A 21,969-nucleotide genomic window follows, 5' to 3' on the forward strand; every position below is an offset into this window, starting at 1 on the left:
GGGCAGATCGACGGCACCCGCAGACGCGGACCGTCTGCGGGCGTCGTCGTGCATGGTTCAGACCATTTCAGGCCTGGGCGCCGGGGCTCGCCTTGCCGTCGGCGGTGTAGCTCTTCGCGCCGGTGCCGGCGAGGGAGCCGCCCTCGACGATCAGGTACTCGTCGCTGATCGGGGCTCCGGCGAAGAAGTTCTCCAGGATCTCGCGTGTGCCGGCCGCGTACCGAGCCTGCGCGGAGAGCGTGGTGCCGGAGATGTGCGGCGTCATCGCCTCGTGCGGCATGGTCCGCCACGGATGGTCGGGGGCGGGCGGCTGCGGGAACCACACGTCGCCGGCGTACCCGGCGAGCTGGCCGGACCGCAGCGCGTCGACCACGTCGTCGCGCACCATGATCTCGGCCCGCGCGGTGTTGACGATGTACGAGCCGCGACGCATCGAGTTGATCAGGTTGGCGTCGAACATGTGGTAGGTCTGCGGGTGCAGCGGTGCGTGGATGTCGACGATGTCGACCGAGCTCACCAGCGACTGCACATTCGGGTGGTACGTGAGGTTCAGCTCCTTCTCCAGTTCCTCGGGCAGGCGCCGGGTGTCGAAGTAGTGGAGGTTGACATCGAACGGGGCGAGGCGGCGCAGCACCGCCTGACCGATCCGGCCGGCGGCGATGACGCCGACGTCGAAGCCCTCGAGGTCGTAGGCGCGCTCGACGCAGTCGGCGATGTTCCAGCCGCCGTCGACCACCCACTGATGCGACGGCAGGTGCAGTAGGTGACCTCTGCGACGGTGATGCCGGCCTTGATGGCAGCGTCGAGATCGACGTGGTCCGAACCGATTCCGGCAGTGAGCGCGAGCTTGAGCTTCGGCGCTTTCGCGATCCGTTCGGCATCGAGATATGCGGGCCAGAACGGCTGAGAGATGACGACGTCGGCATCGGGCAGCTCCTTCTCGAAGACGGAGTCGGGGCCGTCCTTGTCGGACGTCACGACCAGCTCGTGCCCCTCTGCTTCGAGATAGCTCCGCAGCCCGAGCTCACCTGAGACGCAGCCGAGCAGCTGACCGGGCGTGAAGTCGATGTTCTTCGGGGTAGGGAGGGGCTGGCCGTCCGGGTAGTCGCCGAGCGACGGCAGCGAGTCGCGGGCGTACACCGGCGGGTAGCCGGTCATCGGGTCGGGATTTTCGCGAGGGCAGTCGACCCAGGAGATGTCAGGCGGCTGCCGCGAGGCCGTCCGATTGGCGAGCCTTCCATTCCCAGGCCGCGTAAATGACCTCTGTGGCGTAGCCGTAGTTGCACGTACTGCCGCCCCGCGGAGTGACACCGTCGGACTCGACCAGGGTGTCAGCCTTCCAGTTGCGCGGCGCAGCGTGGAGGGGCGCGGTGATCAGAAGCCCGCCCTGCGTTCCGCGGAACGCGAAGCGCTGATCGCCGAGCGCCTCGATCGAGAATGCTCCGTGGTGGAGTGCCCGATGGTGTGCGCTGCAGAGCAGGATCAAGTTGTCCGGGTCGGTGGTACCGCCGGAAGACCATGCCTTGACATGGTGAATGTGAAGGTGGCGGGAACGACCGCAGCCGGGAGCCTGGCACGTGCGGTCACGCATGAGGATCGTGCGGACCAGCGCCGCGTTGGGGACCCGCCGCTTGCGACCCCACCACAGCACTGGACCCAACCGGCGCCCGCCGACGGTGACGTTGTCGCCCCGGTCGTGGCCGATCGACCGGATCGACGCGCCGCATTCGACTTCTTCGCGTTCCGCGGAACGCAGTTCCGGGCCCTCGTCGACGGTGGCGGTCTCGTCGACTTCGTGGATGAGGATCTCGGCACCTGCCGCGACCTCGGGCATGTCGATGGCGCTCGACATCGTGTCGGCCATGGCGATGAGCGCCGGGGCGATGTTGCCGGGGATGTTGCGCCACAGATCGGTCGCCCGCCCCGGGTCTCGACTTCGCTCGACCAGCGAGGGGTGCTCGACCAGCGAGGGGTGCTCGACCGGCGAGGGGTGCTCGTCCGGGGAGGTCTGGCCGGGATGCGAAGGGGGCTCGGGCGGCACAGGAAGGTCGGGGTCGTCCAGGCCGCGGGTACGTTCGTACTCCGCTCGGACTAGTGCCGCGAGCACATGGGCGCCGTCCACGGCGTTGAGAGTGATGGACAGGGACAGCGTTCCGTTGTGGTTCCACGTCCATTGGCCCCAGGATTCGGGTGCGGGCGGTTCCTCGTCGGGATCGTCGGCGTCGTCGAGGGCCTCATCGACGTCCCGGATTCCCCGGCAGAGCTTCTCGACCTGCGCGGCGCTGGCGGACTGAGCGAAGGCGACGAGTTCCGGTTCGCGCTCGGGAGTGGCGACGCGGGTTATCGCGCGCACTTTCGAATACGACAGCCGGCCCAGACCGAACTCGTCGTGGATCAGGGGGAGGTCCCGCAGAGATCGTGCGATCCGGACGTGCTCTTGCGCGGTGCGCAGGCTGATCCCGGCGCGCCACACCAGCCAGTGAGCGCAGGAGACGATGCCGTCGTGCATCCAAGCTTCACGTTCGTCGAACTCGGCGAGGTAGTCGAGCATGCGGGCGGTCAGCGCAGCGATCTGAGATGCGTAGCCGACGACGCGTTCGGCGAGCTCGTCGTCGTTCAACTCTGCGGCAGGGATCCGATCGAAGAGGTCGTTGTGCATGGTGGATTACTCCTTATCGAACTGATGTTCTATAAGAAGGCTAGCTCTGCCCTACGACAGATCCGACCCTGTCGGTACGTGCGGCTACGGTGTTCCACATCGAGGCGACCTGCGGCGGTATCGACTGAGGAGGCGACATGGCGAACGGTAGACAGAGTGGCATCGGTGTGGTGCTGGGTGTGGTCGCCGCGCTGCTCGCGATCGGGATCGCGGTGTTCGTGACGTTGATCGTGAGCTCGAGCAACTCGGAGGAACGCGCGGAGCCGCCGGTCACAGTCACCGAATCCGTGGTGGTCCAACCGTCGACCACGACGTCGATCCATGCACCTCCTCCGTCCCAGGTGCAGCCGTCGGGTTCCTTGGTGGTCCAAGGAGGTCAGTGCTGGGAATCCGAGGCCCGAAGTTTCGGGACCTCCGCCAGTGGTCAGAGTCTCGTGTGCATCTACGGGGGAGCCGGGGGATATCGCTGGGTGCAGCATGCACCCAACTCCGGCGAAGTCCACAACATCGGCGACCCGTGCAACCATCCGGACGATCAGGTCGCGGTCGATCCTGAGGGCAAGGTGATCATGTGCGGCGGACCGAACTCGACCTGGTCCGCCGGTCCGTAGTCCTGTCACGCCAGAGTCCTGTCGTGCCAGCCGAGCGTTTCGACAACCTCCTCGCCCTTGCGGGCTCGGAGGTGCTCAACGAGCGAAGGGGGTGCTCAACGAGCGAAGGGGGTGCTCAACGAGCGAAGGGGGTTCTCAACGATCGAAAGAGGGGAGGTGCTCAATGAGCGAAGGGGGTGCTCAACGATCGGCGTGGTTGTGCGCGGCTCGACTGATCGTCTCCAGGACGCGGGAGAACGTCGGGGCGGAGGGATTCACGATGGAGCCGTGGTCGGTGTCCGGGAGCAGGATGAACGTGCCGTCGCCGCCGTCCTTGTTCACCGCGTCGACGTAGTTCCTGGAGACCACCGCGGGCACCACGTGGTCCTTGTCGCCGGCCATCGCGGTGATCGGGATCGCCGGATCGATGTTCTGGATCGGATCCACGGACTCGTACCTCTCCGGTACCTCGTCGGGCGTGCCGCCGAGAGCGGCGACGATGCGGTCGTCGCCCATCCGCACGGCGGTCCGCATGTCGAGCGGGCCGGCGAGGGAGACGACCGCGGTCGGCCGGTACTTGGGTTTGGCGCCCACCTCGTCGTCGTTCAGCTTGTGTCTGGTTCCGGCCCACATCGCGAGCTGGCCGCCGGCGGAATGTCCCACGACCACAGCATCTGCGGTATTGATCGCCGGATTCGCGCGTGCGACCTCCGGAACGAAGTCGACCGCCGCGGCCACATCGGAGAACGTCTGCGGATACCCGCCGCCCGAACCCAGCCGCCGGTACTCGATGTTGTAGACGGCCAGCCCGCGCTGAGCGAGCCGCTGCGCGAAGGTCACGAACACGTCAGCACCGATCTCCGACCGCCACGAACCGCCGTGGATCAGGATCACCAGCGGGACCGAGCCGTCGTCGCCGGTCTCTTTCGGCATGAACAGGTCGACCCAGTTCTGTGAGTGGTCGCTCTCGCCGTCGGCGACCGGATACACGTACCTCTTCGCGTCGACGTTCGACGACGCGATCACCTCGGCGAACTGCTCCGGCGCCTCACTGGCCGGGATGGGTTCCGGGGCCGCCTGACCGTCGACGGTCTCCGAACAGCCCGCGATGAGCGCGAGACCGGTCAGCGCGGCGATGAGAACGACGAGGAGTCTGCGCACGGCCGCCATCTCAGATCAGAGCTCCGTTGAGCAGTGACGTTTCGATGAGTCCTGCCTCCAAGCCCCACTTCTCAGCGATCTTGCGGAGTTCGCCGTCGTCGATCAACTGCTGCACGGCCTTCTGCACGACGGGGCCGAGCGCCGAATCCTTCTTGACCGCAATGGCATACGGCTCGGTGTCGAACGGGGCGCCTGCCGTATCGAACTTCCCGTCGGAGGTCTTGGCCGCGTACTGCACGACAGGTGAGTCCGCGGAGATCCCGTCGATCCCACCCTGGTCAGGATCCTTCGCCAGCGCGTCGACGGCCTGGTCGAAGTCGTCGAACCCGATGATCTCGATGGCCTCGCTACCCGTGTCGGTGCACGCGGCGCTCTTGGCCGGCAGCTCGACGGTGAACTGCACGGTTCCCTCAGCGGCGCCGATCCGCTTGCCGCAGGCGTCGTTCGGGTCGAGGTCGGCGCCGGCCCTGCCCAGCCACTGCGTACCCGCGCTGTAGTAGGTCACCTGGTCGACCGTCTGCTGCCGCTGCAGCGTCGCGAACATGCCGCGGGCGGCGGAGTCGAACGAGCCGTCGGCCACGCCGGGCAGCAGATCGGCGAACGGCGCCTGTGTGAACTCGGCGTTCAGGCCGAGCCTTTCGGCGACCGCGCGGACCACCTCGACGTCGAACCCGGTCAGCTCGCCGCTCTGCTCGAACACCAGCGGCGCGTACGGGCCGCTGGTCCCGACGGTGAGGGTGCCGGCGTCGCGGATGTTCGCGGGCAGCGCCTGCCGCAGGGACTGGTCGGGCGGGGTCGGCTCATCGTTCGACGACGAGCAGCCGGTCACCGCGCTCACCGCGAGAATCACTGCGGCACCCGTAGCCGCCCAACGTCGGGACTGCTTCACGATTCACCTCGAGTGCTTGCCGGTGGGGGTCGTCGATCAGTATCGCCGCTGCTCGCTGCCGGTGGGGGCTTTCGTGCCGGATTCGCCCGGCAGTGGACAGGCCCGGCGTCTAACTCTCGGTGAGTTCTGCGTCGAGGAAGGTGCCGTAGGGGGCGGAGGCGGTGCTGCACTGGCCCTGGACGGCTTCTGCGCTGACGACCAACGACGTCGCGCCGGTCACGTCGACGTCGACCGACTGCGGTGACGTCCCGGGGACCAGGCGTTCGCTGGCGACGGTCTTGCCGTCCACCCGGATCTCCACCTGCACGTGGACGCCGACCGGCGTGTGATCGGCCAGCGCGAGCTTGCCGGTGAGGGCGGTGTAGGCACCGTCGAGGTCGTAGGTGGCGGTCGCCGGATCGCCGTCGCAGCCCACCCAGATCCCGGTGGCCTCCTGCTTCTTGCCGCCCACGGTCACCTCCACTTTCCGGCCCGTCGCGCCGGCGGCCTCGGTGCCGCTCAGCGCCTCGTACAGGGGGACCGTGTCCGCAGCGTTCCGGGAGTCGGTCGCGCTCGAATCCGCGTGCTCGGCATGGTCCTGGTCGTGGTCGTGCTCGGCGGAGTCCGGTTGCGCGTCGGAGTCGGCGGATGCGGCGACGCTCTCAGTCGGAGCGGCGACGTCGTCGTTCGACGTGCCGCACGCGGCGGTGGCGAACAGGGACAGAACAGCGGCGAGGGCAACGAACGTCTTCTTCACGCCGGAGATTGTCTCAGACGGCTGCGTCATGAGGCCGCTCAGTGAGGGTATGGATCTCCCTCTCGTCAGGGAGGTCTCGACTCCGCTCGACCAGCGAGGGACTCCGCTCGACCAGCGAGGGACTCCGCTCGACCAGCGAGGTGTTCGGTGCGTGTCGCCTCCAGGGCCCGCGCGAAGGCTTTCATGCGCTGCCGGCCGACGTGGAAGCCTTTCCGGCCGAGGAACTCGTCGCGAACCTGCGGATGGATGCGGGTCGCGATCGGCGTCCACCATGGCTTATGGCTGCGCGGAAGGTCGGCGATCAGGCGGTCCGACGCCGCGGTGAACACCGGTGCCAACCGCAGATAGTCGGGCAAGAACTCGCGCAGGTCGCGGTCGCCGTAGCGGGCGCGATGCACCTCGAGCAGGGCGTGCGGCAGGTCGTCGTCGATATGTGCGCCGACCCCGGCCAGCAGGCCGCGCATCACCGGGCGTTCGGGATGATCGGGGTCTTCGCGCTCACACTGCGACCACGCTCGGGTCCACGCGGCCGTGCACGGCTCACCCCGTCGGTATGCCGTGAGGTTCCGGGTGAAGTACTCGTGGAACACCGGGATCAGGGCCAGCACCCAGTCCGGATTGCGAAGCGCCCCAGGGCGATCGGCGACGGCGATCATCTCCTGGGTCACGTACTGGTAGACGCGGGCGAACCACTGCTTCGGATCGTCCGCGGCGGCCAGGGCGTCCGCGATCGCGGTCTGCTCGCTCAGCGGAACGAGCGCTGCCCGGCGCAGCGCCGCGAGCTCGGCCCGATCCGGATGCGCCGGACGATCCCGCGGAGGCCCCGCGGCGGCGTCCAGCACTGCGCTGTCGGCGAGGCGTTCCAGCCGGTCGAGCGAAGCGCCGACCTGCCGACCGATCGACCGTGCGACGACCCCGGAGACCCCGCCGGCCAGCCGGAGCTCCACGGTCCATGTGATCCGGCAGCCCGTCGCGGTCTCGGCGATCGTCTGCTCGCCGAGGTGGTCGAGCAGGAGCGGCCCGCCGTCGTACACCCGGTAGACGAACCGGTGCGGGAACACGGCCTCCTCGACGACCTCACGCAGCCGTCCGCCGCGCCGCGGCAGAGTGACCGTTCGGAGCGCGCCGACGCCATCAGGGCGGTCGCCGATGCCGTTGCCGGACAGCGTGATCGGTGCTGTGGACCAGCGGTTCATCTGGTCGGGGTCGGTCAGCAGCCGCCAGGCGGCCGCCGGTGAGCACACGAGCTCACGCCGATGCTGGAACGACGCGCTCATGCCACGGTGTCCAACTGATTGCGGTCCGCCTTGCGATACCGCTTGCCGAGTTCGGGCTGCGCCAAGTCGAGTCCGAGCCGTCCGGTCACCAGCCGCAGCTCGCGCTGAACGAGCGAGCGGTCCGAGCCGAGCAGTCCGAGCGACCGCAGCACTTCGCGGGAACGGACCACCGGCCGCGCGAGCACCACCAGATGGTGCAGCGGATTGGGTCGCAGGCCGATTGCGACGGCCACCTCAGGCTCCACCCAGCGCGCCGAGACGGTGGCGAAGAAGGTGCGCAGGAACGGCCGGGTGACGACGTCGACCGCGGAGTTGAGCGGTCCGGGCAGGCCGAGGTCGGTCTGGTAACCCTCGTCCAGCAGAGCGCCGACGAGGACCTTCGCCTGCTCGTCGGGTTCCATCCGGAACTCCTGGGCGATCCGGTAGACCGCGGACGCGTCGGCGAAGTCCGTCGGCAACAACTGGTCCTCGACACCCATCGTCGCGCCGATCCAGCGCCACAGGTGGGTGATCGCTTCCAGTTCCGCCTGTGAATAGCGCAGGCCGAGATCCCGGGCGATGCGCAAGGGGAGCGCGAGGAAGCCCGCGGTGATGGTGAACTGGCTGTAGGTCTGATTGATCGGCACGCCCCAGGCGGCGATGTCCCAGCCCTGCCGTTCGATGAGGTGGTGGCGAACCATGCTGTGCACCAGCCGGATGCGCAGTGTCTCGACCCAACCGGGACCGCCCACGTTCATCATGTCCGGTGCCGTGGCGAGGGCCACCCAGCGCGCGGTGGAGATCACCCGGTCCCAGGTGCCGGTGGTGAGTCGTCCGGTCTCCACCAGCGGACGGGTGAAGCCGCGCGCCTGGTAGCCGTAGATCAGCGACTGGTAGAGCGTCGACGACTGCAAGGAGCCGAAACGCCACCAAGCGGCGGCGCCGGCGCGGACGAGAGAGGCGTCGTACCAGGGCGGCGGAGTGGTGGCCGCGCTCAGAAATGCGGTGAGCGCCGGTGGCAGGCCCTCGGTCCGGTACGGCGAGTCAAGGGCGCCGACGGTGCGCTCCCAGCTCAGCCCGGCCGGGGAGAAGAACTCGGCGACCACGGCGTCGGCCAAGAGGTCGCCGCGCACCAGCCCGGCCGCCATCGCGTCGACGCGCTCGGGGTGCTCGGCGCGCATCTCCGCCCAGTTCCGCGCGCCGGTGATCCGCGCGGCCTCCTCGGGAGTCGGCTGCCGGGAACACTCGTCTACTGTCATAAAAGACAGTGTGTCTTTTATGCTTCCGAACGTCAACGGTCTCCGGCGAAACCGAACCAGATCAGATCGGTCAGGTGGTCGACCAACTCGTCGCGCGAGACCGTCTGTGTGTGCACCCACCACCGCACGGCCGCCGAGACCGCGCCGATCAGACCCTGCGCCCAGGTGGCCGCGGGCGTGGGATCCAGGCCGCGGGCCCGGAAACCGGCGTCCAGGACGGCGGTGACCGCCTCGGCCCCGTAGGAGCGGTGGAGCTGATCGCCGTCGGTCCGCTGATCCAGGAGCCGAGCGAGCTCGGGGTTCTCCTCGAACCAGCGCGCGAGGAGGTCGACCGCGGCGCGCGTCTGCGCCCGCGGCTCGGCATCGAGGGCCACGGTGGCGCGCAGTCGGTCGACCAGGCGTTCGGAGTGCCGACGGGCGAGGGCGGAGAGGAGCGCCTCGCGGTCGGCGAAGGCCGCGTACACCGCGGAGCGGGTCAGTCCGGCGGTCTCGGCGACCTGTGCCAGCGTCACCTGAGCGCCGGCGGCGGCGATCGCGGCCTCGGCCGCGTCGAGCAGCGTCTCCCGGCGGTCGGCGGGGTCCACCGCGGGGCCGGGAGGCCGACCGCGGCCGCGTCGGGAGGCAGCCGGGCTCACCCGCCGAAGCCTACCCGGGAACCTCGCAGCGATTTGCGACGTTGAGACCTTGGTGGCACGCTTCCCCGCGGGCCCGAGAGGGTCTTGACGGACGTGCTGACTAAGGGTGATGGATGAGCAACAAGTTGCCGCTGCGGCGACGGCTGGCCGCTCCGCTGCTCCTGGTGAGCGTCGCGTTCACCGCCACCGCCTGCATCGACCTGCCGTGGAACTCCCCGGACATTCCGGAGAACGTCCCGCCCGGGCCGGGCATCGCGCAACCGGCCATCGACATCAACGCCCCCGGTCGCACCGCCGACAAGATGCGTGAATGGGCCGAGCCGATCGCCGAGGACACCGGCATCCCGGTCACCGCGCTCGAGGCCTACGGCAACGCTGCCGAGATCCAGCGTCAGCAGTACCCCGAATGCGGAATCACCTGGACCACGCTGGCCGGCATCGCCGGCGTCGAGAGCAAACACGGCACTCACCGTGGGGCGAGCGTCGCGCCCAACGGCGACGTCCGGCCCAAGATCCGCGGCATGACGCTCGACGGCACCAACGGCAACTACGAGATCGCCGACACCGACGACGGCAAGTACGACGGCGACGCCGAGTACGACCGCGCGATGGGTCCGTTCCAGTTCATCCCCGAGACCTGGGCCCGTTACGGGGTGGACGCCAACGGCGACGGCAAGGCCGACCCGGACAACATCGACGACGCGGCCCTCTCTGCGGCCCGCTATCTCTGCGCCTCGTCCGGCGGCGACATGACCACGCAGGCGGGGTGGGAGAAGGCGATTCTCACCTACAACCAGTCCCGGCCGTATCTGATCCGGGTGCGCAACCACGCCAATGCGTACTCCGTCAACGCCCGCTACTGACCTCTACTACCCTGGACGCGTACCCGTCGGCGCGTCGACCGCTCGCCGACATCAACCTGGCGAATGGGGCTGGCAGTGGCAATGATCGAGCAGGTAGGCGCACGAGAGATCCTCGACTCGCGCGGCAACCCGACCGTCGAGGTGGAGGTGGTGCTGGACGACGGCACCTTCTCGCGGGCGGCGGTTCCCTCGGGAGCGTCGACCGGTGAGCACGAGGCCGTCGAGCTTCGCGACGGCGGCGACCGCTACAACGGCAAGGGTGTCCTGAAGGCCGTCGCCGGCGTCCTCGACGAGATCGCCCCCGCGGTGATCGGCGAGGAAGCCGACGACCAGCGGATCATCGACCAGATCCTGGTCGAGACCGACGGCACCCCGGACAAGTCGCGGCTGGGCGCCAATGCCACCCTCGGCGTCTCGCTGGCCGTGGCCCGCGCGGCCGCCGAGTCGGCCGGGCTTCCGCTGTTCCGCTACGTCGGCGGCCCCAACGCGCACCTGCTGCCGGTGCCGATGATGAACATCATCAACGGCGGCGAGCACGCCGACAACGGCATCGACTTCCAGGAGTTCATGATCGCGCCGATCGGCGCACCGACCTTCAAAGAGTCGCTGCGCTGGGGCGCCGAGGTGTACCACTCGCTCAAGTCCGTGCTGCACAAGAAGGGCCTGGCCACCGCGCTCGGCGACGAGGGCGGCTTCGCCCCGGACCTGCCGAACACCGCGGCCGCCGTCGACGTGATCGCCGAGGCCGTCGAGAAGGCCGGGTTCACCTTCGGCTCCGACATCGCGATGGCCTTCGACGCCGCGGCCACCGAGTTCTACCGCGACGGCAAGTACCACCTGGAGGGCAATGCTCTCGATGCCGCGCAGATGACCGAGTTCTACGCCAAGCTGGTCAGCCAGTACCCCGTCGTCTCGATCGAGGACGGCCTGTCCGAGGACGACTGGGACGGTTGGGCCGCGCTGACCGAGGCCGTCGGCGACAAGGTGCAGCTGGTCGGCGACGATCTGTTCGTCACCAACCCCGAGCGGCTCGAGGAGGGCATCTCCAAGGGCATCGCCAACGCGCTCCTGGTGAAGGTGAACCAGATCGGCACGCTGACCGAGACGCTCGACGCCGTGGCGCTGGCCCACAACAATTCGTACAAGACGATGATGAGCCACCGCTCGGGCGAGACCGAGGACACCACCATCGCCGACCTGGCCGTCGCCTGCGCCAGCGGTCAGATCAAGACCGGCGCCCCGGCCCGCAGCGAGCGCGTCGCCAAGTACAACCAGCTCCTCCGCATCGAGGAGGGCCTGGGCGACGCCGCACGCTACGCCGGTGACCTGGCGTTCCCGCGTTTCAACGCGTGAGCGTGATTAGCTAGATCCATGGTGAAGAGCGAGTCCGGGAGAGGCGGCCGGGGACGGACGACGGGGCGTGCGCGCACCCCCGGGCAGTCCCGTCCGGTGGCCCGCCGTCCCCGGGCTCGCTCCTCGGCTCCCGTCGAGGACGCGGCTCCGGTCGCGGTGATCGACGAGCCGCAGGTCGCCTCCCCGGAGCAGGAGTCGTCGCCGTTCCGGATGCCGAAGGTGTTCGAGCGGATCGCCTCGGTCAACGCACGACGCGCCCTGGTCCTGCTGGGGGTGCTGGCGCTGCTGGCGCTGACGCTGGCCGTGCCCACTCGCACGTACTTGTCTCAGCGCGCCGAGTTCGACCGCCTCCAGGAAGCGAACGCCGAGCTCGAGCGCGAGGTGGACTACTACCAGAAGCGGGTCACCGAGCAGAACGATCCGGCGTGGATCGAGAATCAAGCACGCGCCCGGCTGCAGTTCGTCATGCCCGGGGAGAAGCAGGTGGTGCTGCGTTTCCCGGAGAAGGCCAAGCAGCAGGAGCGTGAGAAGGCGGCCCGCGAATACGCCGCCAACCCCTGGTATTCGAATCTGTGGGACGCGGTGTCGACACCGCCGGAGGGCAAGTGAGCGTTACCCGAGCCGAACTCGACGCAGTCGCCGCCCAGCTGGGCCGGGAGCCGCGGGGGGTGCTGGAGATCAGTTACACCACGCCCGACGGTCGGCCCGCCGTGGTCAAGACGGCGCCGCGACTGCCCGACGGCACGCCGTTCCCCACGCTCTACTACCTGACGGATCCGCGGCTGACCAGCGCGTGCAGTCGACTGGAGTCCGGCGGCGTGATGCGGGAGATGACCGCACAGCTGGCCGACGACGACGAACTCGCCGCCGGCTACCGCGCGGCACACGAGAGCTACCTCGCCGAACGTGACGCGATCGAGTCGCTCGGCACCGACTTCTCCGGGGGCGGCATGCCGGACCGGGTCAAGTGCCTGCACGTGCTGGTGGCGCATTCGCTCGCCAAGGGACCGGGAGTCAACCCGCTCGGCGACGAGGCCGTCGCGCTGCTGGCCGATGTGGAGAACCTGCGCGGGATCGCGGTGCCTGCGGACTGGCCGATCGTCGTCGACCGATGACCAGGGTCGGCGCCGTCGACTGCGGCACCAACTCGATCCGGCTCCTGATCGCCGACGAGGACGGCGAGGGCGGGCTCACCGAGGTGCTGCGCGACATGGTGATCGTGCGGCTCGGCCAGGGCGTCAACGCCACCGGCCGGTTCGCGCCAGAGGCGATCGAGAGGACCCGGATCGCGCTAGAGCGCTATGTCGAGACGATGAGATCGGCTGGCGTGCAGCGGGTCCGGATGGTCGCCACCTCGGCGACTCGGGATGCGGGCAACCGCGACGAGTTCTTCGCCATGACCGCCGAACTGCTCGGACGAATCGTGCCCGGGACCGTCGCCGAGGTGATCTCCGGCGACGAGGAGGCGCGGCTCTCGTTTCGCGGGGCGGTGGGGGACCTTTCGACAAGCTCAAGGGACGGCGGTGGCCCGTTCGTGGTGACCGATCTGGGCGGCGGGAGCACGGAGATCGTCATGCACGACGCCGCCTATTCGGCAGACGTCGGCTGCGTGCGGCTGACCGAGCACGCGCTAAACTCCGATCCGCCGACCGATGCCGAGCTCGCCGAAGCGACGAGCTTCGTCGCCGAGCGGCTGGCGCCCGCATTCGCGGCGGTGCCGGTGTCCGAGGCGCGGACCTGGGTGGGTGTCGCCGGGACCCTGACCACACTGTCAGCGCTGAATCTCGGCCTCCCGGAATATGATTCGGAGAAGATCCACCGTTCCCGGATTCCGTTCTCCGATCTGAAAAGGATCTGCTGGGAGCTGATCCGGATGCCACGCGAGCAGCGCGCGGCGCTCGGCCCCATGCACCCGGGCCGCGTCGACGTGATCGGCGGCGGCGCCCTGGTGACGCTGGCGCTCGCCGACGAGTTCGCGCGCCGCGCCGGCATCGACGAACTCGTCGTATCCGAGACCGACATCCTCGACGGCATCGCCCTGGGACTGGTGAACTGACCGTCCCTCGACGCAACTCTAAGGCAACGCTCGCCTAAGTCCTGTTCGGTCAGTAGTGTCTGATTCGCATAATTGGTGCGATATCACCTGAAGGGAACACGCATGAAGCGATCTAGGAGACTTCTGGCGGTCGGCGCCGCGGCCGTGATGGCCGTGAGCATGCTCGTCGCCTGCGGCTCGGACGACGACGGCGACGGCGCCGTGACCATGTACTCCGGTCGCTCGGAAGACCTCGTCGGCCCGCTGGTCACCCGGCTGGACTCGAACGGCATCACGCTGAACGTCTCGTACGACCGCAAGGCCACCCAGATCCTGGAGGAGGGCGACGCCACTCCCGCGGACGTCTTCTTCGCGCAGGACGCCGGAGAGCTGGGCCGCCTGTCGCAGGCCGGACTGCTGGAGACCCTCCCGAGCGACATCACCGAGGTCGCCGACGCGAAATACCGTCCGAGCGACAACGGGTGGGCGCCGGTCACCGCACGCTCGCGTGTGCTGGCGTTCAACCCGGACAACATCGCGGCCGACGAACTGCCCGACGGCATCGACGGTCTGCTCGATCCCAAGTTCCGCGGTCAGATCGGGTATGCGCCCACCAACGCCTCGTTCAAGTCGTTCGTCACCGCCCTGCGCGTGATGCGCGGCGAGGACGGCGCCCGCGACTGGCTGACCAAGTTCCTGGCCAACGAGCCGAAGACCTTCGAGAAGAACGGGCAGATCCTGGACGCGGTGAACGAGGGTTCCGTGGCGACCGGCCTGATCAACCACTACTACTGGGCCGCCGCGGTGATGGAGAAGGGCGAGGAGAACGTCCTCGCTCGCCTGCACTTCTTCAAGAACGATCCCGGGGCGCTGGTCAACGTCGCCGGCATCGGCGTGCTCAAGAGCGCGTCGGACAAGGAAGCCGCGTTCGACGTCGTCCGCGCACTGCTGAACGATGATTCGCAGCGCTACTTCGCCGAGGAGACCGGGGAGTACCCGATCGCCGTCGACGTGCCGCTGAACGTGCCCGGACTGCCGCGGCTGTCCGAGCTGTCGCCGCCGGACATCGATCTGGACGATCTCGCCGATCTCGACGGCACCGAGCAACTGCTCACGCAGGTGGGTGCGCTGTAGTCGCCCACTCCGTTCCGCGGGCCGCCCTCACCGTCGTCGTCGGCGGGGTCTGCCTGCTGGTCTCGGTGCCGCTGGTGTACCTGGCGGTCCGCGTGGTCGACGCCGACGGTGCCGGGGCGATGCTGTGGCGTCCCCGCACCGCCGAGCTCGCGCTGCACACCGTCGCGCTGGCCGCGACGGTGACGACGGTGTGCGTGGTGCTGGGCATCGGACTGGCGGTGGCGGCGGTGCGGCTGGTCGGCGGGCGGCCGCTGATGGTGGGACTGCTGGCCGCCCCGCTCGCCGTGCCGTCGTACGTGGCCGGCTTCGCCTGGACCCGGCTCTTCCCCGGATTCGAGGGATTCTGGGCGGCGGTGCTGGTGCTCTCCGCCGCGTGCTATCCGCTGGTCCTGCTGCCGGTCGCGGCGTCGCTGTCGGCGTCGGGCCGGTCGATGGAGGATGCGGCCCGCACTCTCGGGCGCGGTCCGGTCGACACGTTCTTCGCGATCACCCTGCGCCGGATCCGGCCGGCGGCGGCCGGTGGGGCGCTGCTGGTGGCGCTGTACGCGCTCGGTGACTTCGGGGGGCCCGCATCGGTGCGGTTCGACTCGTTCACGGTCGGCATCTACAACGCGTACAACGGCGCCTTCGACCGCACGCTGCCGGCGGTGTACAGCCTCGCGCTGATCGCGGCCGCCCTGGTCCTCGCGGCCTCCGAACGGATGATCCGGCGAATGGATGCGGCCCCGATCGCCGCGGTCGAACGCGCATCGAAGCAGCGGCACCCGCTCGCGGTGCGCACCGCGGCCTGGCTCTTCATGGCGGCGGTGACGGCCGTCGGGATCCTGATCCCGGTGATCGCGCTGATCCGGGAGATGCGGCAGTCCCGGCGGCTGGCGGGCCGGTCCGCGGGCGAGATCGTCGCGTGGTTCTGGCCGGACCTCACCGCGACGATCGGGTACGCCGTTGCCGGGGCAGTGGTGGTGACGGCGTTGGCGATCCCGGTGGCGCTGTTCACCGCCCGGCCCCGCCGTCGCGGCGCAGGTCTGGTCGAGTCCGTCTCGTACCTCGGCTACACGCTTCCCGGGGTGACGGTGGGCCTGGCGTTCGTCTTCGTCGGGATCCGGCTGGGGCGCGACTTCTATCTGACTCCGGGCATGCTCGTGGCCTGCTATGCGGTGCTCTTCCTGCCGCTCGCAGTGGGGCCGATCCGGGCCGGTCTGGACTCCACGTCGGGATCACTGGTCGACGTCTCGCGGACCTTGGGTGCGGGGCGGTGGGAAACCCTTGTGCGAGTTCGTCTTCCGCTGGTGTTCCCGGGCATCGCGGCCGGCGCGCTGCTGGCCGGCCTGACCGTCGCCAAAGAACTGCCGGCGACCCTGCTGCTGCGGCCGATCGGCACCCAGACCCTGGCGACCCACATGTGGAGCCTCTCCAATGATCTGGCCACCGGCGAGGCAGCGGTGCTGGGCATCGTGCTGATCATGGTGACCGCGCTGCCGACCGCTCTGCTGTCGGCGTTCCTGTTCGCGAAAGGCGGATCCCGATGAGCGAATCCCTGTCTGCACCATTGACCCTGGATTCGGTGACCGTCCGTTACGGCCGCACCGTCGCCCTGTCCGGGGCGTCGTTCCAGGTTCCGTCCGGATCGATCACCGCGGTGCTCGGACCGTCCGGATGCGGCAAGACGACCATGCTGCGCGCGGTGGCCGGCCTCGAGCCGATCGCGGAAGGGACCATCAGGGTCGGCGATCGTGTGGTCTCCGGGCCGGGGATCGCCGTGCTGCCGGAGCGCCGCGGCGTGGGTCTGGTCCCGCAGGACGGTGCGCTGTTTCCGCACCTGACCGTACGGGGAAACATCGGCTACGGGCTGCGAGGCCGTGCCGCGCGCCGCGACCGGGTCGAGGAGATGCTGGCGCTGGTGGAATTGCACGACGTCGCCGATCGCCGGCCGGCGCAGCTCTCCGGCGGCCAGCGTCAGCGCGTCGCGCTGGCTCGGGCGCTGGCGCCGTCGCCGTCGTTGATCGGGCTGGACGAGCCCTTCTCCGCACTCGACTCGGGGCTGCGCACGGCCCTCCGTTCACAGGTGAGCGCGCTGCTCCGCACCTCGGGCGCCACCGCGCTGCTGGTGACACACGACCCCGCCGAGGCGCTGGCGATGGCCGACTGGGTGGTGGTGCTGCTGGACGGCGAGATCCGCCAGATCGGCACGCCGGAAGACGTCTACGCCCGTCCGGTGGATCACCGGGTGGGCGGGCTCTTCGGCGACCTGAACAGGATCGGTGCGGGCGCCGACAGGCGCCATGCGCGCCCGCACGAACTCCGACTCCACGCGGCCGGCGCGCTCGATCCGGCGACCGATGCGGTGGCGACCGGGCTGGTGACGGCGGTCGAGTTCCGCGGCACCCACCACCAGGTGACCGTCGTGTCGACGGATTCGGGGGAACCCGTGGTCGTCGTCGTGCCCGCCGGTTCGCGCCCGCCGCAGCTCGGCGACGAGGTGGCGGTGGTCCCGGCCGACGCTCACTCCAGGACGTCGACGCGCACCATGTGAGCGCTCTTGACCGGAAGGTCGTAGCGGCCGAGGCCGCGGAGTTCGAAGGCGGCCTCGCCGACCGTGATCTTGAGCTGGGCGCCCGGGACGATCCCTGCTCCCACCAGTGCGTCGGCGATCTCGGGGTCGTCCTGCGTGTCCTCGGAGATGGAGCGGACCAGCGCCGTGACCGTCGATCCGGGCGGGCCGAGCTGGTACAGCAGGTCCGGCTCCACGAACACCGACTCCGGGCCGCCGATCAGTTCCAGTCCCGGGATCGGGTTGCCCCACGGAGAGTGCGTGGGATCGTCGAGGCTCGCGACGATGGCCCGCTCGGTCTCTTCGCCGATCATCTGGCCCCAGCGCATCGCCTCGGCGTGCGCGTGCTGAGCGGGAATCGACAGGAGGTCGGTGAGCATCCGCTCGGCCAGCCGGTGCCGGCGGACCGCGACGACGGCGACGCGCAGGCCCTGGTCGGTGAAGGCGAGATACTGACCGTGCCGGTCCTCGACAAGACCGGCGTCGAGCATCCGGGCCACCGCCTGCGTGACGGTGGGACCCGACAGGTTCAGGCGTTCGCGGATACGCGCGCGCCGCACCGGGACGTGGTCCTCGTGAAGGTTGTAGATCGTGCGCAGGAACGCGCTCATCGTCGGCGAGACGGCCGCGAGCGGGTCTGCCCCGACCGGGGTCGTGGCGGTCATAGCAGTTGTCGATCCCCCAAATCACCGAGCCCCGAACCTGATGGGCTGTGACGATACGTCGATGGTTCGGAACTCTGCCCACGATACCGCGAATCGGACACCGGCCACAGCGAGAACCGCCGGGGCAGGGGGTTTGGTCCGTTCAGCCGACGCGGTGGCAGGCCTCGCAGACCGACTCCGGGATGATGCCCGCCCGCTGCAGGTAGCCGAAGGCCACGCAGCCGAGGCAGAAGCCGAACGCCGACTCCAAGAAGGCGGCGGCGACCAGCGCGCCGGTCACGATCTGGGCGGCGAGGCCGAGGCCGAGCAGCGACAAGGCCAGCGCCGTCCCGGAGAACACCAGTCCCACCGTCTGGGCGAAGCGCTTCGGCGGGCCGGGGACCAGCTTCGTCTTCTTGACCACCTTCGGGACGATCACGTGGACCGCCAGGCGGCCGAACGGGGAGTAGCGGGGCCCGCCGGCCACGCGCAGGGCGAAGCCGACCGCCAGCACCCCGTACAGCCACCACTGGTTCACGACGATCGCGGCGACGGCCAGCACGATCACCAGGCCGGCGGTGACCCGAGCGGCGTACTCGTTGACGGGATTGGGGAACTCGAAGGCCGCCCGCAACCCCGTCTTCGGCGGCTCGGCGACGGCGATCGAGTCGTCTACCTGGGTGAACAGGTCGGCCATGTGGTCTCCTCCGGACTCGGCGAACACCTCACGGTAGGTTGCCGACGGGCGGAGCGGCAGGATTGCGCGCACCGTGATCGAAATCGCTGATCACGCCGATCACGGCGGCGCCGTACTTCTCGGCCTTGGCGGCGCCCACACCGGAGACGGTCAGCAGTTCCTCGACGTCGGCCGGGCGGACCTGGGCGATCGCCTCGAGCGTCTTGTTGCTGAACACGGTGTAGGCCGGGGCATCGGCTTCTTTGGCCACCGCGTAACGCCACTTGCGCAGCGCCTCGAACAACTGCCCCTCCTCGCCGGACAGTTCGGTGGCGGTGCGCTTGGTTCGGCCGCCGGGAGCCGAGCGCACCCGTCGGGCCTCTTCCCGGAAGGTCACTCCGGTCACCTTGCCCACCGATCGGGACTTCTCGGTGAGCGTGAGGACTCCGTAGTCGCCGTGCGGGGCGAGATAGCCCTGCGCGATCAGCTGGCGGATCACGCTCTTCCATCCGTTGGCGTCGAGCTCGTCGCCCTTGCCGAAGGTGGAGATCGTCTCGAGCCCGAGCTGGCCGATCTTGGGCGTCGACTTGCCGACCAGGATGTCGGCCAGCATCCCGGCGCCGAAGCGTTTGCGGCCCCGTTCGTGCTCCAGGCGCCAGACGGTCGACAGGACCTTCTGCGCGGCGACGGTGCCGTCCCAGGTGGCGGGCGGGTCGAGGCAGGTGTCGCAGTTGCCGCAGCCGCCGCCCGCCGCGCCTCCGGCGATCTCCTGGCCGAAGTAGCGCAGCAGCTGGGCGCGCCGGCAGTCCGCGGTCTCGCACAGCGCGAGCATGGCGTCGAGAAGTCGGGTCTGCGCCATCCGGTGGGCATGGTCGCCGTCGGAGGACTCGATCAGTCGGCGCTGCTGCACCACGTCGGCAAGACCGTAGGCCATCCACGCCACCGACGGCAGTCCGTCGCGCCCGGCGCGCCCGGTCTCCTGGTAGTAACCTTCGACGCTCTTCGGCAGATCCACGTGTGCCACGAAGCGCACGTCGGGCTTGTCGATCCCCATGCCGAAGGCGATGGTGGCCACCACCACGACGCCGTCCTCGCGCAGAAAGCGCCGCAGTGTCTCCTCGCGCAACCGCCCGTCCATGCCCGCGTGGTACGGCACCGCGTCGATCCCGTTGGCGGACAGGAACCTCGCGATGTTCTCGACGCTCTTGCGGCTCAGCGCATAGACGATCCCGGTCAGCGGGACGCCGTCGTCGAAGCCCTCGGTGCGGATGAAGTCGAGCAACTGGTGCTGCACGCGGTCCTTGGCTTCGATCCGGTAGCTGATGTTGGGCCGGTCGAAGCTGGCGACGAAGTGTTCGGCGCGCTGCAGATGCAGGCGCTCGGTGATCTCGCGGTGGGTGCGATCGGTCGCGGTGGCCGTCAGCGCTATCCGCGGAACGTCCGGCCAGAGCTCCGCGAGCTCGCCCAGCGCGAGGTAGTCGGGCCGGAAGTCATGACCCCACTGCGAGACGCAGTGCGCCTCGTCGATCGCGATCAGGCTCAGCTTTCCGCGGCTCAGGAACTCTCGGGTACCTCGCTGGCTCAGCCGTTCGGGGGCGACGTAGAGCAGGTCGAGCTCGCCGTCCAGATATGCGCGTTCGACGGCGGACCGGTCCTCGAAGCTCTGCGTGGAGTTCAGGAACGCGGCCCGGACGCCGAGCTGGCGCAGGGCGCCGACCTGGTCGGCCATCAGCGCGATCAGCGGGGAGACCACGATCGCGCAGCCGTGCCGGACCAGGGCCGGAATCTGATAGCAGAGACTCTTGCCGCCGCCGGTGGGCATCAGCACCACCGCGTCGCCGCCGTCGATCACGTGATCGACGATGCGCTCCTGGTCTCCGCGAAACGAGTCGTAGCCGAAGACGGTGCGAAGGGCCTCGCGGGCGGGGGTCACGCCTCCAGTTCTCGCTGCTCGGAAGCCGGTTCGGCGTCGAGTTCGGCGTCGGCGTCCTCTTCGGCGCGCTTGGCCGCCTTGGCGGCCTCCCGCATCTCCAGGCCGTCGGTCACGATGTCGCCGATCTCGCGCGTCACGTCGGCGACGGCGCCGGTGATGATGGAGGCGATCGATCCGACGCCGCGCGCGGTGTTCTCGACGACGTCCTGGACCAGGTCCTTGTTGCGTTCAATCTTGCCCACTGCGGCGACTCCTTCGCTCGTTCCCGTCTGAGAATACCGAGTAGCGACGACGCACGCCGATCGCGCGCGGGGTCAGGCGACCTTGGTCGAGCGGGTGGCCTTGGCCGCGTCCTTGCTGCGCTCGATGTTCAGGACGATGTTGTTGTCGTCCTCGGTCATGAAGTTCGGCAGCGACAGCTTGGCGATCTTGGTCCAGGTCGAGGCGAGCTGGTGGCTCAGCGAGCCGGTGTTGTACGGCAGACCGTACTTCTCGCAGATCGCGCGGACCTCCTCGGCCATCTCCGGGTAGCGGTTGGCAGGCACGTCGGGGAACAGGTGGTGCTCGATCTGGTGGCTCAGGTTGCCGCTCATGATGTGGAACAGGTCACCGCCCTCGATGTTGGCCGAGCCGAGCATCTGGCGCAGGTACCACTCGCCCTTGGTCTCGTTCTCGGTCTCCTCCTTGGTGAAGGTCTGCGCACCGGTCGGGAAATGACCGCAGAAGATGATCGAGTAGGCCCAGACGTTGCGGATCAGGTTGGCGCCCGCGTTGCCGATGAGCGTGGTGACGAAGAACGGACCGGTGAGCGCCGGATAGGCGATGTAGTCCTTGAAGACCTGCTTGCTGGCCTTGCGCCACATGCCCTTGACCAGACCCTTGACGTCGGTCCACTTGCGCTTGCCCTGGACCAGGTTCTCCGCCTCCAGGTCGTGCAGCATGACGCCCCACTCGAAGAGCAGCATCAAGGCCGTGGCGTAGCCCAGGTTGCCGAGGTAGTAGGGGTTCCACTTCTGGTCGCGGGCCATTCGGAGGATGCCGTAACCGATGTCGCGGTCCTCGTCGAGGACGTTGGTGAAGGTGTGGTGCATGTAGTTGTGACTGTGCTTCCACTGGTCGCCCGGGCAGACGTTGTCCCAGTCGAACTCGCGCGAGTTGTAGGTGTCCTCGCGCATCCAGTCGTACTGGCCGTGCATCACGTTGTGACCGATCTCCATGTTGTCGAGGATCTTGGAGATGCCCAGCGACGCCACACCGGCCAGCCACACCGGCGGGAGGAAGGGGAAGTACATCATCGCGCGGCCGGCGAACTCCAGCTTCCGCTGCGCTTCGATGATGCCGTAGATGTAGTCGCGGTCGGACTGGCCGAGGTCGGCGACGATGCGGTTGCGCAGGTCGTCGAGCTCCTTGCCGATCTGCTCGACCTGCTCGGCGGTCAGGTTGACCTCGACGACGTCGGTCTTCTCGTGGGACTTGAAGTAGTCGGTGATGTTGCGAACGCCGGGAGCGAAGCGAGCGGGTTCGATGTTGCGAACGCCGGGAGCGAAGCGAGCGGGTTCGATGTTGACAGCCATGGTTGGACCTCCTGGGGCGTG

At 68.9% G+C, this 21,969-nt stretch carries 21 protein-coding genes and 1 pseudogene; 9 read left to right on the top strand and 13 right to left on the bottom strand.

The window, feature by feature from the left end:
- Positions 1-67 precede the first annotated feature (67 nt).
- Both C6V83_RS05770 and C6V83_RS05775 read right to left on the bottom strand, forming a co-directional pair.
- A pseudogene (locus C6V83_RS05770) lies at positions 68-1,158 on the bottom strand (NAD-dependent formate dehydrogenase).
- A 40-nt stretch (positions 1,159-1,198) separates the two neighbouring features.
- Positions 1,199-2,659, bottom strand: coding sequence for an HNH endonuclease signature motif containing protein (locus C6V83_RS05775; protein WP_105941591.1), 1,461 nt, complete (start codon positions 2,657-2,659; stop codon positions 1,199-1,201).
- Positions 2,660-2,796: 137 nt separating this feature from the next.
- On the opposite strand from C6V83_RS05775, the gene C6V83_RS18680 reads away from it, so the two are divergent.
- Positions 2,797-3,270, top strand: a complete 474-nt coding sequence (locus tag C6V83_RS18680) for a hypothetical protein (protein ID WP_234353879.1) — start codon at positions 2,797-2,799, stop codon at positions 3,268-3,270.
- 180 nt (positions 3,271-3,450) lie between these two features.
- Here C6V83_RS18680 and C6V83_RS05785 read toward each other — a convergent pair whose 3' ends face one another.
- The 6 genes from C6V83_RS05785 to C6V83_RS05810 form a co-directional block, all read right to left on the bottom strand.
- On the bottom strand, positions 3,451-4,419 hold the full coding sequence (locus tag C6V83_RS05785) for an alpha/beta hydrolase family protein (RefSeq protein ID WP_105941592.1): 969 nt from the start codon (positions 4,417-4,419) through the stop codon (positions 3,451-3,453).
- Position 4,420: 1 nt separating this feature from the next.
- Positions 4,421-5,299 carry an ABC transporter substrate-binding protein gene (locus tag C6V83_RS05790; protein WP_234353880.1) on the bottom strand — a complete coding sequence of 293 codons (879 nt, stop codon included), beginning with the start codon at positions 5,297-5,299 and terminating at the stop codon, positions 4,421-4,423.
- A gap of 109 nt (positions 5,300-5,408) precedes the next feature.
- Positions 5,409-6,035: an NPCBM/NEW2 domain-containing protein gene (locus tag C6V83_RS05795; protein WP_159067452.1), complete on the bottom strand. Its 627-nt coding sequence runs from the start codon at positions 6,033-6,035 to the stop codon at positions 5,409-5,411.
- Positions 6,036-6,100: 65 nt separating this feature from the next.
- The gene (locus C6V83_RS05800; RefSeq protein WP_105941595.1) at positions 6,101-7,312 is read right to left on the bottom strand and encodes a DUF5995 family protein; all 1,212 of its coding nucleotides are present in this window, start codon (positions 7,310-7,312) and stop codon (positions 6,101-6,103) included.
- Complete coding sequence (locus C6V83_RS05805; protein WP_234353881.1) at positions 7,309-8,550, bottom strand: oxygenase MpaB family protein; 1,242 nt, start codon at positions 8,548-8,550, stop codon at positions 7,309-7,311. Before C6V83_RS05805 ends, C6V83_RS05800 begins: the two co-directional genes overlap by 4 nt.
- 32 nt (positions 8,551-8,582) lie before the next feature.
- On the bottom strand, positions 8,583-9,185 hold the full coding sequence (locus C6V83_RS05810; RefSeq protein ID WP_234353882.1) for a TetR/AcrR family transcriptional regulator: 603 nt from the start codon (positions 9,183-9,185) through the stop codon (positions 8,583-8,585).
- 113 nt (positions 9,186-9,298) lie between these two features.
- Between C6V83_RS05810 and C6V83_RS05815 the strand changes: the two genes are divergently transcribed.
- From C6V83_RS05815 to C6V83_RS05850, 8 genes are all read left to right on the top strand, one after another.
- Positions 9,299-10,048 (top strand): lytic transglycosylase domain-containing protein, encoded by a 750-nt coding sequence (locus C6V83_RS05815; RefSeq protein WP_105941597.1) that lies wholly within the window; start codon positions 9,299-9,301, stop codon positions 10,046-10,048.
- Positions 10,049-10,123: 75 nt separating this feature from the next.
- Positions 10,124-11,401 carry a phosphopyruvate hydratase gene (gene eno / locus C6V83_RS05820; protein WP_105943749.1) on the top strand — a complete coding sequence of 426 codons (1,278 nt, stop codon included), beginning with the start codon at positions 10,124-10,126 and terminating at the stop codon, positions 11,399-11,401.
- Between the two features lie 96 nt (positions 11,402-11,497).
- Positions 11,498-12,010: an FtsB family cell division protein gene (locus C6V83_RS05825; RefSeq protein WP_234353883.1), complete on the top strand. Its 513-nt coding sequence runs from the start codon at positions 11,498-11,500 to the stop codon at positions 12,008-12,010.
- Positions 12,007-12,516 (top strand): DUF501 domain-containing protein, encoded by a 510-nt coding sequence (locus tag C6V83_RS05830; RefSeq protein ID WP_105943750.1) that lies wholly within the window; start codon positions 12,007-12,009, stop codon positions 12,514-12,516. The genes C6V83_RS05825 and C6V83_RS05830 overlap by 4 nt, the downstream gene beginning before the upstream one ends.
- Entirely contained in the window at positions 12,513-13,457 is a 945-nt protein-coding gene (locus tag C6V83_RS05835; RefSeq protein WP_105941598.1) for a Ppx/GppA phosphatase family protein, read from the top strand. The genes C6V83_RS05830 and C6V83_RS05835 overlap by 4 nt, the downstream gene beginning before the upstream one ends.
- 102 nt (positions 13,458-13,559) lie before the next feature.
- A complete protein-coding gene (locus C6V83_RS05840) occupies positions 13,560-14,570 on the top strand; it encodes an extracellular solute-binding protein (RefSeq protein WP_105941599.1) in 1,011 nt (336 codons plus the stop codon).
- Between the two features lie 65 nt (positions 14,571-14,635).
- Positions 14,636-16,099 carry an ABC transporter permease gene (locus C6V83_RS05845; RefSeq protein ID WP_234353884.1) on the top strand — a complete coding sequence of 488 codons (1,464 nt, stop codon included), beginning with the start codon at positions 14,636-14,638 and terminating at the stop codon, positions 16,097-16,099.
- Positions 16,096-17,103, top strand: coding sequence for an ABC transporter ATP-binding protein (locus C6V83_RS05850; protein WP_105941600.1), 1,008 nt, complete (start codon positions 16,096-16,098; stop codon positions 17,101-17,103). The genes C6V83_RS05845 and C6V83_RS05850 overlap by 4 nt, the downstream gene beginning before the upstream one ends.
- Here C6V83_RS05850 and C6V83_RS05855 read toward each other — a convergent pair.
- From C6V83_RS05855 to C6V83_RS05875, 5 genes are all read right to left on the bottom strand, one after another.
- Complete coding sequence (locus C6V83_RS05855) at positions 17,073-17,786, bottom strand: metal-dependent transcriptional regulator (protein WP_105941601.1); 714 nt, start codon at positions 17,784-17,786, stop codon at positions 17,073-17,075. The genes C6V83_RS05850 and C6V83_RS05855 overlap by 31 nt on opposite strands.
- Before the next feature lie 142 nt (positions 17,787-17,928).
- A complete protein-coding gene (locus C6V83_RS05860) occupies positions 17,929-18,462 on the bottom strand; it encodes a DUF4395 domain-containing protein (RefSeq protein WP_105943753.1) in 534 nt (177 codons plus the stop codon).
- Between the two features lie 28 nt (positions 18,463-18,490).
- Complete coding sequence (gene recQ / locus C6V83_RS05865) at positions 18,491-20,374, bottom strand: DNA helicase RecQ (protein WP_105941602.1); 1,884 nt, start codon at positions 20,372-20,374, stop codon at positions 18,491-18,493.
- Positions 20,371-20,616: a hypothetical protein gene (locus C6V83_RS05870; protein WP_105941603.1), complete on the bottom strand. Its 246-nt coding sequence runs from the start codon at positions 20,614-20,616 to the stop codon at positions 20,371-20,373. The genes recQ and C6V83_RS05870 overlap by 4 nt, the downstream gene beginning before the upstream one ends.
- Positions 20,617-20,688: 72 nt before the next feature.
- A complete protein-coding gene (locus C6V83_RS05875; RefSeq protein WP_105941604.1) occupies positions 20,689-21,948 on the bottom strand; it encodes a fatty acid desaturase family protein in 1,260 nt (419 codons plus the stop codon).
- Positions 21,949-21,969 lie beyond the last annotated feature (21 nt).

It is taken from the genome of Gordonia iterans (assembly GCF_002993285.1).
Classification (GTDB): Bacteria; Actinomycetota; Actinomycetes; order Mycobacteriales; family Mycobacteriaceae; genus Gordonia; species Gordonia iterans.

Excerpts from the sequence above, each read along its gene's own strand:
- C6V83_RS05775 (WP_105941591.1), bottom strand. The coding sequence starts at position 2,659 with ATGCACAACGACCTCTTCGATCGGATCCCTGCCGCAGAGTTGAACGAC.
- C6V83_RS18680 (WP_234353879.1), top strand. The coding sequence starts at position 2,797 with ATGGCGAACGGTAGACAGAGTGGCATCGGTGTGGTGCTGGGTGTGGTC.
- C6V83_RS05785 (WP_105941592.1), bottom strand. The coding sequence starts at position 4,419 with ATGGCGGCCGTGCGCAGACTCCTCGTCGTTCTCATCGCCGCGCTGACC.
- C6V83_RS05800 (WP_105941595.1), bottom strand. The coding sequence starts at position 7,312 with ATGAGCGCGTCGTTCCAGCATCGGCGTGAGCTCGTGTGCTCACCGGCG.
- C6V83_RS05805 (WP_234353881.1), bottom strand. The coding sequence starts at position 8,550 with ATGACAGTAGACGAGTGTTCCCGGCAGCCGACTCCCGAGGAGGCCGCG.
- C6V83_RS05815 (WP_105941597.1), top strand. The coding sequence starts at position 9,299 with ATGAGCAACAAGTTGCCGCTGCGGCGACGGCTGGCCGCTCCGCTGCTC.
- C6V83_RS05835 (WP_105941598.1), top strand. The coding sequence starts at position 12,513 with ATGACCAGGGTCGGCGCCGTCGACTGCGGCACCAACTCGATCCGGCTC.
- C6V83_RS05840 (WP_105941599.1), top strand. The coding sequence starts at position 13,560 with ATGAAGCGATCTAGGAGACTTCTGGCGGTCGGCGCCGCGGCCGTGATG.
- C6V83_RS05850 (WP_105941600.1), top strand. The coding sequence starts at position 16,096 with ATGAGCGAATCCCTGTCTGCACCATTGACCCTGGATTCGGTGACCGTC.
- C6V83_RS05855 (WP_105941601.1), bottom strand. The coding sequence starts at position 17,786 with ATGACCGCCACGACCCCGGTCGGGGCAGACCCGCTCGCGGCCGTCTCG.
- C6V83_RS05860 (WP_105943753.1), bottom strand. The coding sequence starts at position 18,462 with ATGGCCGACCTGTTCACCCAGGTAGACGACTCGATCGCCGTCGCCGAG.
- C6V83_RS05875 (WP_105941604.1), bottom strand. The coding sequence starts at position 21,948 with ATGGCTGTCAACATCGAACCCGCTCGCTTCGCTCCCGGCGTTCGCAAC.